Source organism: Ruegeria sp. AE4 (genome assembly GCF_056542185.1).
Map to the genome: position 1 here is coordinate 36,355 of NZ_JBQFZK010000011.1, position 12,942 is coordinate 49,296.

The window sequence follows — 12,942 nt, forward strand, 5'->3', positions numbered from 1 at the left end:
GAATCGCGCGGGGGGTCAAGACGGGCTACGCGAAATCTTTCATTTTGCCTGCCATGCAGGAATGGCCCGGACGGGCCATGCCGTTGGCAAGAGTATTTGGCAAAAGGTGAAACGTCTATGGCGGCCCTTTAGCCGAGCGTGTCCAGAAGCTGACCGGCAGCGACCGCCGGGCTGAGTCGCCCTTGCGAGACTTCGTCGTTCAGGCGCTCCATCTCGGCGCGGGCCTGCGGTGTGTCGAGGCGGGCGAGAAGGGCGTGGCGGACCTCCTGATCGAACCAGTAGCGGGCCTGGGCGGCGCGGTTTGCCTCCCAGATACCGGTGTCGCGGCGCCATTTGGTCAGGGTTTGCATTTCGTCCCAGGCCTGTTCCAGCCCGTGTTCTTCGACGGCGGATACTGTCATCGCCTTGGGGAAGCCTTCGGGGTCCTGCGGGCGTTTGCGCAGCAGCCGCAGGGCGCCGGCATAATCCGCGCAGGTGCGGGTGGCGGTCGCTTTCAAGTCGCCATCGGCCTTGTTGACCAGAATGATATCGGCCATTTCCATGATGCCGCGTTTGACGCCCTGCAACTCGTCCCCGCCCGCCGGGGCCAGCAGCAGCAGAAACAGGTCAGACAGTTCGGACACCACTGTTTCCGACTGTCCCACACCCACGGTTTCGATCAGCACCACGTCATAGCCTGCGGCCTCGCACAGGGCGATAGCCTCGCGGGTGCGGCGGGCGACGCCTCCAAGGTGGCTTTGGCTGGGAGAGGGCCGGATGAAGGCGTTCTGCTCGCGGCTCAGGCGTTCCATCCGGGTCTTGTCGCCCAGGATCGAGCCGCCCGAGCGGGCCGAGCTGGGATCGACCGCCAGAACCGCGACGCGCAGCCCCTGCCCGGTCAGCATCATGCCAAAGCTTTCGATGAAGGTGGACTTGCCAACGCCGGGCGTGCCGGACAAACCGATACGCAGCGCCTGTCGGCCCGAACCGGCAAGCTGTGCCAGAAGGTCGCTGGCCTGTGCCCGGTGATCGGCGCGGTTGCTTTCAACAAGGGTGATCGCACGCGCCAGCGCCCGGCGCTCGCCCTTCAGAATTCTGTCGCTCAGGCTGTCTGTCTGCATTCTTGTCCCGATCCTAGAGGCAGGAACAGTTGCCGTGCTTGAGGGGTGTTTGTCCAGACCGGAGGCGGCAGGAATTGCGAAGATCGCGCAGCCTGCGTCATTTCGTGCGGGGCGATTTGCTGATGTGAGCGCGGAAACTGGACGCCACCTGCGGGATCGCGGATAAGGGCCGGATGATCCTACGCCTGCCCATAGACGATACCATACCCGGCCTGCTGGACACCCTGCGCGCGCAGGGACGGGCCGTGCTGCAAGCGCCGCCCGGTGCGGGCAAGACCACGCGGGTTCCGCTGGCGATGCTAGAGGCGGGTCTGTGCGGCGGCAGGATCGTGATGCTGGAGCCCCGGCGGCTGGCGGCGCGGGCCGCGGCAGAGCGGATGGCAGAGACACTGGGAGAGCGCGCAGGCCAGAGTGTTGGCTATCGCGTGCGGGGCGATGCGAAAGTGTCAAAAGACACAAGGATCGAGGTGGTGACCGAGGGTATTCTGACCCGGATGCTGCAATCGGACCCTGACCTGCCGGGCATCGGGGCGGTGATCTTTGATGAATTCCACGAACGCTCACTCAACGCGGATCTGGGCTTGGCGCTGTGCCTTGAGGTCACGGGCGCGCTGCGGGACGATCTGATTCTGCTGGCCATGTCGGCCACGCTGGATGCAGACCCGGTGGGGCGCCTGATGGCCGCGCCGCTTGTTACGTCGGAAGGGCGGAGTTTTCCTGTCGAGATGCGCTGGCTGGATCGGCCATTGGGGCCACAGGCGCGGCGGCTGGATGCATTGGTCGATCTGGTCGTTGAAGCCGAGCGCGAGACCCGCGCCACCGGCGGCGGGATCTTGGTGTTTCTGCCCGGTGAGGGTGAAATCCGGCGGGCTGAGGCAGCTTTGACCGGACGCCTGCCCGCCAGTTGCACGGTGCGCCCGCTGTTCGGGGCCATGCCCTTTGCGGCCCAGCGCGCGGCGATTGCCCCGGATGAGACCGGGCGCAAGGTGGTGCTGGCGACGTCGATTGCCGAAACCTCGCTGACGATCCCCGATATCCGGGTGGTGGTGGATATGGGGCAAGCACGGCGGGCGCGGTTTGATCCGGGCTCGGGCATGTCCCGGCTGGTGACCGAGCGGGTAACACGGGCCGAGGCCACGCAACGCGCAGGTCGTGCGGGCCGTGTGGCCGAGGGGCTGTGTTACCGGCTGTGGTCAAAGGGGGAGGATGGCGCGCTGGCCGCGTACCCGCCTGCCGAGATCGAAGCCGCCGATTTGACCGGGCTGGCGCTGGAGCTGGCGCTGTGGGGCGCGGATGCCCCCGATCTGGCCTTTCTGACCCCTCCGCCCGAAGGCGCGATGGCCGAGGCGCGTGCCCTTCTGATGATGCTGGGCGCGCTGGACAGCAACGGGCGGATCACCGAACACGGGCGGGCGCTGGCGGCGCTGCCGTTGCATCCCCGGCTGGGGCATATGCTGGTGCGGGCCGGACCGAGTGCCGCGCCATTGGCCGCTTTGATGGCCGAGCGCGACCCCCTGCGCGGCGCGCCGGTGGATATCGCCTTGCGGCAAGAGGCACTGCGGGATGTGCGCACCTTTCAGCGCAATCGGGTCTGGCAGGTGAACTTGGGGGCCGTGGATCGGATCAATGCCGAGGCCAAGCGGTTGAACAAACAGGCCGGAAGCAAGACGGATGATCTGAGCGCTGCTGCCATGGCCGCCCTCGCCTATCCCGACCGTATCGGGCAGCGGCGCAAGGGCGATGCGCCGCGTTATGTGTTGTCGGGGGGCAAAGGTGTCGTGCTGGACAGCGGCGATTCACTGGCCGCCGCGCCTTTTCTGGTTGTCACTGACACCGATGGCAACCCGCGCGAGGCAAAGGTGCGGATGGCCACCCAGATTTCGGAACGCGAGATCCGCGAACTGTTCGCCGATCAGATCGATTGGGTCGAGGTTTGCGCCTGGTCGAAACGCGAACGGCGGGTCGTGTCACGGCAGCAGGAGCGGTTCGGAGCGATCACGCTGGACGACCGCATCTGGAAGGATGTCCCGGACAACGCCGTGGCGCGCGCGATGCTGGACGGGGTGCGTGATCTGGGGTTGCGGCTGGACGGGGCCGCCGCACGGCTGGCCGCGCGGGTGGAACTGGTGCGTGCCGACGGGGTGGATCTGCCCGACTTTTCGGTCGAAGGTCTGATGGCCGAGCTGGACGACTGGCTGTTGCCGATGCTGTCCGGTGTCAAAAGCGCAGAGGACTGGAAACGGTTTGACCTGCTGCCCGCCTTGCGCGCGCGGTTGGACTGGACCCAGACCCAGGAGCTGGACCGCCGCGCGCCGGGATCGTTTGAAACACCGCTGGGGCGCAAGGTGCCGATCGACTATGGCGCGGCGGTCCCCGAAATATCGGTTCGGTTGCAGGAGCTGTTCGGCGTGACCCGGCATCCGGTGGTCGGCGGACAGCCCCTGAAGATCACCCTGCTGTCCCCGGCGCAGCGCCCGATCCAGATTACCCGCGATCTGCCGGGGTTCTGGGCCGGGTCTTATGCGGATGTGCGCAAGGATATGCGGGCGCAATACCCCAAACACCCCTGGCCCGAAGACCCGACACAGGCCGACCCGACGCTGAGGGCCAAACGCAGGCGGGATTAGACCCATTGCCGCGTCGCTTCCGGCAAGCGGCTCGGGCTTTCGGGGTTGTTGCGCGAAATCTCACAAATCACAGTAAATTGACCGAAAATCCGGTCATAATCAGAAATAAGCGGACATTTCATTGAAGTCTGGCATTATTGTTGTTACGTCACACAGGTTTCGAAGACAGAAACAGGATTTGAAGAACATCTCATGAGTGCTTGGCTGCGAAATATCTGGGAAGAGGTCGGACGCCCCTTGTTCCTGCGTCCCCAAAGGGTGCAGTTTGCGGCCCTGTGCACGCGCAGGCACGAGGATCAAGACGAGGTTCTGCTGATCACCAGCCGCGAAACCGGGCGCTGGATCATCCCGAAGGGCTGGCCTGTCAATGGTCTGGACGGGTTGGAGACGGCCCTGCTGGAGGCGTGGGAAGAGGCTGGCGTGCGTGCAGAAGCGGTCGACAAGGAGCCCATCGGCCAATTCACCTATGACAAGATCTTCAAGGGGGGATCGGCACAGTCGGTCCTGACCCGCGTCTACCGGGTTTCCGTGCGAGAACTTGCCGATGATTTTCCCGAAGTGGACAAGCGCAAACGTCAGTGGTTTTCACCGGCAGAAGCCGCCAAACGGGTGCAGGAGCCCGAGTTGCAGGCGCTGCTGCGACAGATGTAGCCGTTTCGCAACAATTTGATGGCTGCGCGCTTGCCCCTGAACCGGGAAACCGTTAGCTGCGGGCGATCTGCCAATCTTTGACCAAGCCCATGTCTGACACAAATTCAAAACCGCGCTGGCAGGCGCTTGACACCGACCTGCAACGCATCTCGCGCGTCGAAATTGCCAATCTTCATGTCGCCCGCCCGCTGCTGGCGCCAGGAATTGCACTGGCGTTCATGGTGCTTGCCGGATTGATGGCGGCGGTGCTGTTTGGACGGGCCGACGGCACCTATATCGTCGTGGCTGCGGCCGCGTTCGGGGCCTATATGGCAATCAATATCGGCGCCAATGACGTGGCCAACAACATGGGTCCCGCGGTGGGTGCGAACGCGCTGACCATGGGCGGTGCCATCGTGATTGCCGCCGTTGCCGAAAGCGCGGGCGCGTTGCTTGCGGGGGGCGATGTGGTCTCGACCATCTCGAAGGGGATCATCGACCCGGCCTCGGTGCAGAACAGTAACGTGTTCATCTGGGCCATGATGGCGGCGCTGATCTCGTCCGCCATGTGGGTCAATCTGGCGACCTGGATCGGTGCGCCGGTGTCGACAACGCATTCGGTTGTGGGCGGGGTCATGGGCGCGGGGATTGCCGCTGCCGGTCTGAGCGCGGTGAGCTGGGGCACGATGGGCGCAATTGCGGCCAGCTGGGTGATCTCTCCGGTTCTTGGCGGCGTCATTGCGGCGGCATTTCTGGCGTTGATCAAGACCAAGATCCAGTATCAGGACGACAAGATCGCCGCCGCGCGGCGTTGGGTGCCGATCCTTGTGGCGGTGATGGCGGCGGCGTTTGCCACCTACCTGTCGGTCAAGGGTCTGAAGCGGATCGTCAAGATTGATCTGCAGATGGCGCTGCTGATCGGTCTGGGCAGCGGTGTGCTGGTCTGGGCGCTGACGGTTCCCTGGGTGCGTCGCAAGTCCGAGGGACTGGAGAACCGGACCCGGTCGCTGAAAACCCTGTTTGGCCTGCCATTGGTGATATCGGCCGCGTTTCTGAGCTTTGCCCATGGCGCCAATGATGTGGCCAACGCGGTCGGCCCCCTTGCAGCGATTGTTCACGCGGCGGAGTTCGGGGATTTCGCCCAAAAGGTTTCGATCCCGTTATGGGTGATGATCATCGGCGCGTTCGGGATTTCGTTCGGCCTGTTCCTGTTCGGGCCCAAGCTGATCCGGATGGTCGGCAGTCAGATCACCAAACTGAACCCGATGCGGGCGTTTTGCGTGGCGTTGTCAGCGGCGATCACGGTCATTGTCGCCAGCTGGCTGGGCTTGCCGGTCAGTTCCACGCATATCGCCGTTGGCGCAATTTTCGGCGTCGGATTCTATCGTGAGTGGCAGTCGGATCGCAGGCGGAAACAGAACAATGGGCGAAACGCGACAGCGCAGAAGCTGGCCCCGGAAGAATACCGGCGGCGCAAGCTGGTGCGGCGGTCGCATTTCATGACGATCATTGCGGCCTGGGTCGTGACCGTGCCTGCCGCAGCCGCCATGTCGGCCGTGATTTTCTGGATATTGACCAGATTCGTCTGACGACTGCTATCAGAGCCTGATCTGTTCCGGGGACAGCGGATGATCGGGCGCGTGTTTGATCAGGTCAGACACTTTCGTGCAAAGGGGGGTGGGCACCCCGGTTTCGTGCCCCAGCCGAATGATATGGCCCTGAAGGCTGTCGATTTCCGTTTGCCGCTCGGCCATCAGGTCATAGGCCATCGAGGTCCGGGCGGTGGGGTCGATGGTGAGCATCCGCGCCGCGATCCGGCTGAACAAAGGTGTCGGCAGCCGCAGGATATGCGGCGTCATCCACGCCGGAAGCGGCGTTGTCGAGGCCACCGGATGCCCGGCCGCCTTGAGAACGGACAGCGCCTCGGCCATCTGATCGGCCATGAGGTTGCGCCAGTCACGGCTGAGCAGCTGATCCACAAGTGGCAGGCCCGACAGTGCGTTCAGCGCGTTGTTGAGGTTGATCACCAGCTTGCCCCATTGCACCGCCTCGATCCGGTCAGTCGCGATAACGGGCAGGTCCGGGCTGCTGAGGGCGGTGGCCAGATCGCCTGGGCCGTTCTGGATGACAATTTCGCCTGATGTGGCCCGGTGATAGGTGGCGGGGCCGTTCGGGACCACGTTGAAGGGGACCATGCCCGCGCGCACATCCCGACCGGGCAGGGCCTTGCGTAGGGTTGCCGCATTCTCGATCCCGTTTTGCCAGGACAGGACGGGCGCGTCCCGACAGGCGGCGTCCGCGATATGACCGGCCATATCCGCCGTCGCCCCGGATTTGACGGTGACAATGACCAGCTCGGCCTGATCCAGGCAGGCAGGATCGGCGCTGAGTGTCAGGGCTTCCGCCGCAACATGGGCATTGAGGCCATCGTAATCCGTGACCGTCAGCCCATGTTCGCGAATCGGGTCCAGTACACGGGCACGCCCCAGCAAGGTCACCGCATGCCCTGAGCGGGCCAGTAAACCGCCGCAGTAGCAGCCGATGCTGCCCGCGCCTGCGATGACAAGTTTCATGATACCCCCTCTGGTATACCAGAAAGGATCACCGCAAACGGACGGTTACACAAGCCCACCCGGCCCCGACGCCGTACGCGGGCGGGCCAGCCGGGGCTTAGTACGCTCAAACTGTTCTGAAATGGCGATAAATTCGCGGTCATCCCCTGCCGGAAGGTGGAAGGCGCCATTGACCCAATCGGCGCTTTTCCACTCATGAATCGCCGTCTCGATCTTTTCTTTCGAGGATGAGACGAAGTTCCACCAGATATAGCGATCCTTATTCAGGGTCGCGCCGCCCAGCAGCATCAGCCGCGCACCCTGCGGGCCTGCCCGGGCCGATAGCCTGTCACCGGGGCGGAACACCATCATGCGGCCTTCGTCGAACATGTCGCCTGCAATCTCGATCGATCCTTGCGTGACATAGACACCGCGATCCTCGTGGTCGTCGGGCAGCGGGAAGGACGCGCCGGGGGCAAGCTGAACATCCAGATAGAAGGTCTCGGACAGCATCGTCACGGGGCTGGTTTCGCCATAAGCGTTGCCGAGGATCAGCCGTGCGCTGACGCCCTTGTCTTGGATATGGGGCAGCGCGCCTTGCTTGTGGTGTTCGAACTCGGGGGCCATATCCTCCTGCGCTTCGGGCAGGGCAAGCCAGGTCTGAATGCCGAACAGCTTGTGGCCTTTGCCGCGCGTTTCTTCGCTGGTGCGCTCGGAATGGGTCACGCCACGGCCTGCAACCATCCAGTTGACCTCGCCGGGGTAAATCATCTGGTGAGTGCCGAGGCTGTCGCGGTGTTCGAATTCGCCCTGATAGAGGTAAGTGACGGTTCCCAGCCCGATATGCGGGTGCGGACGCACATCAATGCCGCCTTCGGTGACGAATTCTGCCGGGCCGACCTGATCGAAGAAGATGAATGGGCCAACCAGTTGGCGTTTGACCGAGGGCAGCGCGCGGCGCACCTCGAACCCGCCCAGATCGCGGGCGCGGGGAATGATGAGTGTTTCCAGCGCGCCGTTTTCAGCTGCGTCGGTGGTGTGGGACGGGTTCCAGCTCACATTCGTATCCTCGGCCTTTTTGATCATCCAAAGCAGGTCTGCATTCGCTAAGTCAAAATATATGCAGGCCCGGGCCCGGCGTCAGTGCAGCCCTGCACGGGGGACGTGCATATTTGCGGCATTCGCGCGTGGTGGTGCATATTGATATAACCCCTAACTAGGGATAAATGACTGCCATGACACACGAGACTCAAAACCGAGAAAATCAGGCCCTGGTATTGGCCCTGTTGCGCAGCCAGCAGTTGTTCATGCGTGCCATGGGACCGGTGTTTCGCGCCGGGGGTCTGACGGCACCTCAGTGGGATGCGCTGGAAACCCTGAACACCAAAGGCGCGCTGTCGATCAATGACCTGTTGCGCCTGACGCTGTCCACATCCGGCAATCTGGATGTTGTCGTCAAAAACCTGATTCAGGCCGGTCTGGTGGAAAAGACCGTTGATGAAACCGACAAGCGCGCCCGCGTTTTACGCCTGACAGAAGCCGGAAAACAGAAAGTGGCCGCGTTCATGCCCGTCCACAATCAGGCGCTGGAGCAGATATTCGGACGCCTGAGCACCGAAACCAGACGCGAGACAATCAGAACGCTCAACCAGCTTCGCAAAAAGCTGCCCCAACCACAGAAAGGCGAGACATGACCAACAAAACCTTCCTGACCGCGCATGGTGTGATCTATATGTTTTTCGCATTGGCGCTGTTTTTTGCGCCAACCATCCTTTGGCCCAACTATGGACTGCAACTGAACGATCGGTATGCCGTGTTTCTGTCGCAGCATAATGCGATCTTTCTGGGTGGCATCGGCCTTATCAGCTTCCTGTTTCGAAACACTGAAACCGGTACCGAGACGGCACAGAACATCCTGAAAGGTCTGATGGGGACCAACATATTGGGCGTTGTCATCACGCTTTATGCCTGTCTGACCGGGGTGTTCACCGGCTTTGGCTGGTCCGACCCCATCTTCTTTGCGCTGCTTGCCATTCTGAGCTTTGTGCAGCTTGGCAAGAACCGCTGATCACACCCCCTCCCCCCCTGAACGTGGAGCATTTGACCATGAGTACGATGAAAATCTGGGATCTGCATCTGGCCTATGACGGACCCGTAACCGCAGAGTTTCTGGCCGGAACAAAGGAACTGGCTGAAAGCATCGCCCAGGAACCCGGTGTCGTCTGGAAAATCTGGACCGTCGAAGAAGGCACGAACCATTTCGGATCGACCTATCTGTTTCGCGATCGCGCCAGTCTGGAGACCTACAAGGCGATGCACCTGAAACGCCTTGAGGCCATCGGGGTCGCAGTGACCTCGGATCATGTCTTTGATATCATGGAAGACCTCAGCGCGATCAACAACGCGCCGATACACGGCTGACGGACCCGGAGAGTACCCGCGCCATCAACCTGCCAGGCGCTTTGCATAGGTGGCGCGGGTCATCTCGACATCCTGCACGGTGATGCTGCCGACCTCGGGCAAGGTCTGGGCCAGAACGTCCAGAATGATGGCGTTAAGCTCGGCCCGTGTGGCCTCATCCCGGCCACGCATCAACAGCAGCGTGGCATGCACGAAGGTCTGTGGTTGCGTTCCGATGTAGGAATAGGCAATCGGTGCGGCGCGGATCTTGAGCGCTGAGGCGTCGATTTCATCATGTTTTGCGAGAACAGCATGCAGCCGCTCGCAAATCATCTGGAAATCATGAGTGTCGTCCAGAGATTTGGAAAATTCCAGTGTGACGTGAGGCATTGAATGCTCCGAAGGTCATGAGAGAGCCTGATGGCCCTCTCGAAACTGCAAGGTGATCCTAAACGCCAAGACACCAGCGCATGACGGCCTTTTGTGCGTGCAGGCGGTTTTCGGCCTCGTCGAAGATGACCGAGTTCGGTCCGTCCATGACCTCGGAGGTTGCTTCTTCCTCACGATGCGCGGGCAGGCAGTGCATGAACAGCGCGTCGGGTTTGGCATGTGACATGAGTTCCGCGTTGACCTGATAGGGGCGCAGCATGTTGTGGCGGCGTTCTTTGGCGGATTGGCTGTCATGCATCGAAACCCAGGTGTCGGCCACCACCAGATCAGCGCCCTCGACCGCTTTGTGCGGGTCCCGTTCGATGACGACTCGGGACCCCTTCTGGCGGGCAAACCCCATGAACTCTTCTTCCGGATCAAGCTGGGCCGGGCCGGAGAAGGTCAGATCGAAGCCGAACTGACCGGCGGCGTGCAGGAAGGAGGCGCAGACATTGTTGCCGTCGCCGGTCCAGACCACTTTCTTGCCCGCAATGGGGCCGCGGTGCTCCTCGAACGTCAAAACATCGGCCATGATCTGGCAGGGATGGGTGCGGTCGGTCAGGCCGTTGATGACGGGCACGTCGGAATATTCGGCCATCTCGGTCAGGATGGTTTCATCGAAGGTGCGGATCATGATCATGTCGACATAGCGCGACAGCACACGGGCGGTATCGGCAATGGTTTCGCCGTGACCGAGCTGCATGTCCTTGCCCGACAGCACCATGGTCTGGCCACCCATCTGGCGCACACCCACGTCAAAGGACACGCGCGTCCGGGTCGAGGGCTTTTCGAAGATCAGCGCGACCATACGGTCTTTCAGCGGCTGTTCGTCGTCAGGGGCGGCCTTGGGACGGCCCAGACGCGCCAGTTTCATCGCGCCCGCCTGATCGATCATGGACCGCAGCGCGGTGGCATCGGTTTTGTGGATATCGAGAAAATGGTTCATATCGCTTCGCTTTTGGCTGGTCGGGCGGTGGGGGCCAGCCCCCACACCCCCGGAGTATTTGGGAAAAGATGAAGCTCAGGCAGTTGCGAGCTGGGTTTCGATCTGATTGACGGCCTTTTCGAGGCGGATCATGGCCTGGGCGATGTCATCCTCGGTCAGGGTCAGGGGCGGCAGCAGGCGGATGACGTTGTCGGCGGCGGGGACGGTGATGACCAGATTGTCATAGCCCGCATTGACCACATCAATATTCGGCGCCTTGCATTTCAGGCCGAGCATCAGGCCCGATCCGCGCACCTCTTCGAAGACCTCGGGGTGATCGGCAACCAAGCCTTCGAGTTTCTGGCGCAACAGGCCGGCCTTGCGGTTGACACCTTCGAGAAAGGCGGGTGTGGCGACCTGATCGATCACAGCACAGCCCACGGCGCAGCCCAGCGGGTTGCCGCCATAGGTGGAGCCATGCGTACCTGCGGTCATGCCGGAAGCCGCATCTTCGGTTGCCAGCACGGCACCGAGAGGGAAACCGCCGCCGATGCCTTTGGCGACCATCATGATATCCGGGGTGATCCCGGCCCATTCATGGGCGAAGAGCCTGCCGGTACGACCGACGCCGCATTGCACCTCGTCCAGGATCAGCAGCAGACCGTGTTCGTCACAAATGGCGCGCAGGGCCCTGAGTTCGGCGTCAGGCACGGGGCGGATGCCTCCCTCGCCCTGAATCGGTTCGATCAGGATGGCTGCGGTATCTTCGGTGATGGCGTCGGTGACACCGTCGAGATCACCGAAGGCGACGTGGACAAAGCCCGGCAGAAGCGGGCCAAAGCCTTTGGTCATCTTCTCAGACCCGGCCGCTGCGATGCCCGCCGACGACCGGCCATGGAAGGAGCCGTCGAAGGTGATGATCTCAACCCGTTCGGGCTGGTCTTTGTCATAGAAATACTTGCGGGCCATTTTCACGGCCAGTTCACAGGCTTCGGTACCGGAATTCGTAAAGAATACCGTATCCGCAAAGGTGTGTTCGACCAGCTTGTCTGCCAGTGCCTGCTGTTGCGGGATGTTGTAGAGGTTCGAGACATGCCACAGCGCGTGGGCCTGTTCCGTAAGGGCGGCCACCAGTGCCGGATGGGCGTGGCCCAGTGCGTTCACCGCGATCCCTGCGCCAAGGTCCAGAAAACGTCGGCCATCCGCCTCGGTCAGCCAGGCGCCTTCGCCCTTTACAAATGACAGGGGCGCGCGGTTATAGGTCGGCAGAACGGACGGGATCATGGGATCATCCTTTTCGGGTCGTTTGAGCCTCGTGAGTGATACACGAAGGCCCGGTTCGTCAACAGATTTGGTGAGATTTGTGCCAATTTGGCAGGCACATGGGATCAAACAGGCCGATTACGCAAAGAGGCGTCGGCGTCGGAGCAGCTGGATATGTGCGCGTTTGATCATGGCCGCTCTATAGACGTGAAAAGACAGCCTGAAAACCCTATTATTGCCGCCGCGTCAAAATTACCGCCGGATCATTTCGCCGGGCGCCAGCGGTCGAGCTTGCCCATACCGCGGGTGAAAGCCCAGGCAAGGATGCGGGGCATGCCTTTGGCGACGAGGGCATCGACGCAATGAGACTGGAACTCTTCCAGCGAAGCGTCGGGATGGCGGAATGCACCGTTTTCGTAACACAGCGAGCAGTAACGCGTGCTGCGCCCGCCGTCAGCTTCGGACCCGCCGCCCTGGGGATCTTTTGACAGCGGCATGCCGCAACTTTGGCATTTGGGACCCATGGTGCATGTCCTTGCAGAGAATGACTGTCTGACATAGGATCAAAACCATGGAGTTGAGTCAACGGTTTTGAAACATGCGGATCGGGGAACTTGCGCGGCGCAGCGGGCTGAGCCGTGACACGCTGAGGTTTTATGAACGCCAAGGGCTGATCCGGTCAGGCCCGGGGCCGGACAACACAAACAGCTATCGCGACTATCCCGAAGACGCGCTGATCACGCTGGAACAGGTAGCCGATGCACAGGCGGCAGGCATCAGCATTGCAGAACTGGTCATGTTGCTGGGGCAGTTGGAAGCCGCCGATCCCGACAGCTTTGACGGCGAGGCGTTTTTGCAGGACCGGATTGACGAGGTCGAAGCGCGGATTGTGCGGGCAGAGCGGTTTCTGGACAGCCTCAAACAAGCCAAGGCGGCGCTGGCGGCCCCACCGGTTTTGCGCTGAGCGCAGAATTGCGTCTTGCCAAGGCACCCGTTTTGGCGCACCGCTTTCGCCC

General features: G+C 62.1%; 14 protein-coding genes. 7 read left to right on the plus strand and 7 right to left on the minus strand.

The annotated features are described in order from the left end of the window. Positions 1 to 128 precede the first annotated feature (128 nt). Entirely contained in the window at positions 129 to 1,100 is a 972-nt protein-coding gene (meaB, locus tag ACR0EK_RS13910; protein WP_480967880.1) for a methylmalonyl Co-A mutase-associated GTPase MeaB, read from the minus strand. A 176-nt stretch (positions 1,101 to 1,276) separates the two neighbouring features. Between meaB and hrpB the strand changes: the two genes are divergently transcribed. The 3 genes from hrpB (at position 1,277) to ACR0EK_RS13925 (ending at position 5,946) form a co-directional block, all read left to right on the plus strand. Further along, positions 1,277 to 3,727: an ATP-dependent helicase HrpB gene (gene hrpB / locus ACR0EK_RS13915; RefSeq protein WP_480967889.1), complete on the plus strand. Its 2,451-nt coding sequence runs from the start codon at positions 1,277 to 1,279 to the stop codon at positions 3,725 to 3,727. Positions 3,728 to 3,919: 192 nt separating this feature from the next. Next, positions 3,920 to 4,378 carry an NUDIX hydrolase gene (locus ACR0EK_RS13920; RefSeq protein WP_480473641.1) on the plus strand — a complete coding sequence of 153 codons (459 nt, stop codon included), beginning with the start codon at positions 3,920 to 3,922 and terminating at the stop codon, positions 4,376 to 4,378. 89 nt (positions 4,379 to 4,467) lie between these two features. Continuing rightward, a complete protein-coding gene (locus tag ACR0EK_RS13925) occupies positions 4,468 to 5,946 on the plus strand; it encodes an inorganic phosphate transporter (RefSeq protein WP_480833036.1) in 1,479 nt (492 codons plus the stop codon). 9 nt (positions 5,947 to 5,955) lie between these two features. Here the strand turns inward: ACR0EK_RS13925 and ACR0EK_RS13930 are convergent, their stop codons facing one another. Then, positions 5,956 to 6,930 carry a 2-dehydropantoate 2-reductase gene (locus ACR0EK_RS13930; RefSeq protein WP_480900256.1) on the minus strand — a complete coding sequence of 325 codons (975 nt, stop codon included), beginning with the start codon at positions 6,928 to 6,930 and terminating at the stop codon, positions 5,956 to 5,958. A 45-nt stretch (positions 6,931 to 6,975) separates the two neighbouring features. Then, on the minus strand, positions 6,976 to 7,968 hold the full coding sequence (locus ACR0EK_RS13935; RefSeq protein ID WP_480556001.1) for a pirin family protein: 993 nt from the start codon (positions 7,966 to 7,968) through the stop codon (positions 6,976 to 6,978). Positions 7,969 to 8,144: 176 nt separating this feature from the next. Between ACR0EK_RS13935 and ACR0EK_RS13940 the strand changes: the two genes are divergently transcribed. The 3 genes from ACR0EK_RS13940 to ACR0EK_RS13950 are packed head-to-tail and all read left to right on the plus strand — an operon-like array spanning position 8,145 to position 9,330. Continuing rightward, complete coding sequence (locus ACR0EK_RS13940) at positions 8,145 to 8,603, plus strand: MarR family winged helix-turn-helix transcriptional regulator (RefSeq protein ID WP_480473645.1); 459 nt, start codon at positions 8,145 to 8,147, stop codon at positions 8,601 to 8,603. After that, complete coding sequence (locus ACR0EK_RS13945; RefSeq protein WP_480900259.1) at positions 8,600 to 8,977, plus strand: hypothetical protein; 378 nt, start codon at positions 8,600 to 8,602, stop codon at positions 8,975 to 8,977. Before ACR0EK_RS13940 ends, ACR0EK_RS13945 begins: the two co-directional genes overlap by 4 nt. Before the next feature lie 38 nt (positions 8,978 to 9,015). Next, complete coding sequence (locus tag ACR0EK_RS13950; protein ID WP_480473648.1) at positions 9,016 to 9,330, plus strand: monooxygenase; 315 nt, start codon at positions 9,016 to 9,018, stop codon at positions 9,328 to 9,330. A 24-nt stretch (positions 9,331 to 9,354) separates the two neighbouring features. Here the strand turns inward: ACR0EK_RS13950 and ACR0EK_RS13955 are convergent, their stop codons facing one another. From ACR0EK_RS13955 to ACR0EK_RS13970, 4 genes are all read right to left on the minus strand, one after another. Next, positions 9,355 to 9,699, minus strand: a complete 345-nt coding sequence (locus tag ACR0EK_RS13955; protein WP_480773903.1) for a 5-carboxymethyl-2-hydroxymuconate Delta-isomerase — start codon at positions 9,697 to 9,699, stop codon at positions 9,355 to 9,357. Positions 9,700 to 9,757: 58 nt separating this feature from the next. Continuing rightward, on the minus strand, positions 9,758 to 10,684 hold the full coding sequence (gene argF / locus ACR0EK_RS13960) for an ornithine carbamoyltransferase (RefSeq protein WP_480484533.1): 927 nt from the start codon (positions 10,682 to 10,684) through the stop codon (positions 9,758 to 9,760). 75 nt (positions 10,685 to 10,759) lie between these two features. Further along, positions 10,760 to 11,947, minus strand: a complete 1,188-nt coding sequence (locus tag ACR0EK_RS13965; protein ID WP_480773904.1) for an acetylornithine transaminase — start codon at positions 11,945 to 11,947, stop codon at positions 10,760 to 10,762. 242 nt (positions 11,948 to 12,189) lie between these two features. Continuing rightward, positions 12,190 to 12,450: a zinc ribbon domain-containing protein gene (locus ACR0EK_RS13970; protein WP_480773905.1), complete on the minus strand. Its 261-nt coding sequence runs from the start codon at positions 12,448 to 12,450 to the stop codon at positions 12,190 to 12,192. A gap of 74 nt (positions 12,451 to 12,524) precedes the next feature. Here ACR0EK_RS13970 and ACR0EK_RS13975 point away from each other — a divergent pair, with 74 nt between their 5' ends. Further along, entirely contained in the window at positions 12,525 to 12,890 is a 366-nt protein-coding gene (locus tag ACR0EK_RS13975; protein WP_209505680.1) for a MerR family transcriptional regulator, read from the plus strand. Positions 12,891 to 12,942 lie beyond the last annotated feature (52 nt).

What these genes read in the sequence shown, in the direction of transcription:
- meaB (WP_480967880.1), bottom strand. Translation starts at nt 1,100, where the DNA reads ATGCAGACAGACAGCCTGAGCGACAGAATTCTGAAGGGCGAGCGCCGG.
- ACR0EK_RS13920 (WP_480473641.1), top strand. Translation starts at nt 3,920, where the DNA reads ATGAGTGCTTGGCTGCGAAATATCTGGGAAGAGGTCGGACGCCCCTTG.
- ACR0EK_RS13925 (WP_480833036.1), top strand. Translation starts at nt 4,468, where the DNA reads ATGTCTGACACAAATTCAAAACCGCGCTGGCAGGCGCTTGACACCGAC.
- ACR0EK_RS13930 (WP_480900256.1), bottom strand. Translation starts at nt 6,930, where the DNA reads ATGAAACTTGTCATCGCAGGCGCGGGCAGCATCGGCTGCTACTGCGGC.
- ACR0EK_RS13940 (WP_480473645.1), top strand. Translation starts at nt 8,145, where the DNA reads ATGACACACGAGACTCAAAACCGAGAAAATCAGGCCCTGGTATTGGCC.
- ACR0EK_RS13945 (WP_480900259.1), top strand. Translation starts at nt 8,600, where the DNA reads ATGACCAACAAAACCTTCCTGACCGCGCATGGTGTGATCTATATGTTT.
- ACR0EK_RS13950 (WP_480473648.1), top strand. Translation starts at nt 9,016, where the DNA reads ATGAGTACGATGAAAATCTGGGATCTGCATCTGGCCTATGACGGACCC.
- ACR0EK_RS13955 (WP_480773903.1), bottom strand. Translation starts at nt 9,699, where the DNA reads ATGCCTCACGTCACACTGGAATTTTCCAAATCTCTGGACGACACTCAT.
- argF (WP_480484533.1), bottom strand. Translation starts at nt 10,684, where the DNA reads ATGAACCATTTTCTCGATATCCACAAAACCGATGCCACCGCGCTGCGG.
- ACR0EK_RS13965 (WP_480773904.1), bottom strand. Translation starts at nt 11,947, where the DNA reads ATGATCCCGTCCGTTCTGCCGACCTATAACCGCGCGCCCCTGTCATTT.
- ACR0EK_RS13970 (WP_480773905.1), bottom strand. Translation starts at nt 12,450, where the DNA reads ATGGGTCCCAAATGCCAAAGTTGCGGCATGCCGCTGTCAAAAGATCCC.
- ACR0EK_RS13975 (WP_209505680.1), top strand. Translation starts at nt 12,525, where the DNA reads ATGCGGATCGGGGAACTTGCGCGGCGCAGCGGGCTGAGCCGTGACACG.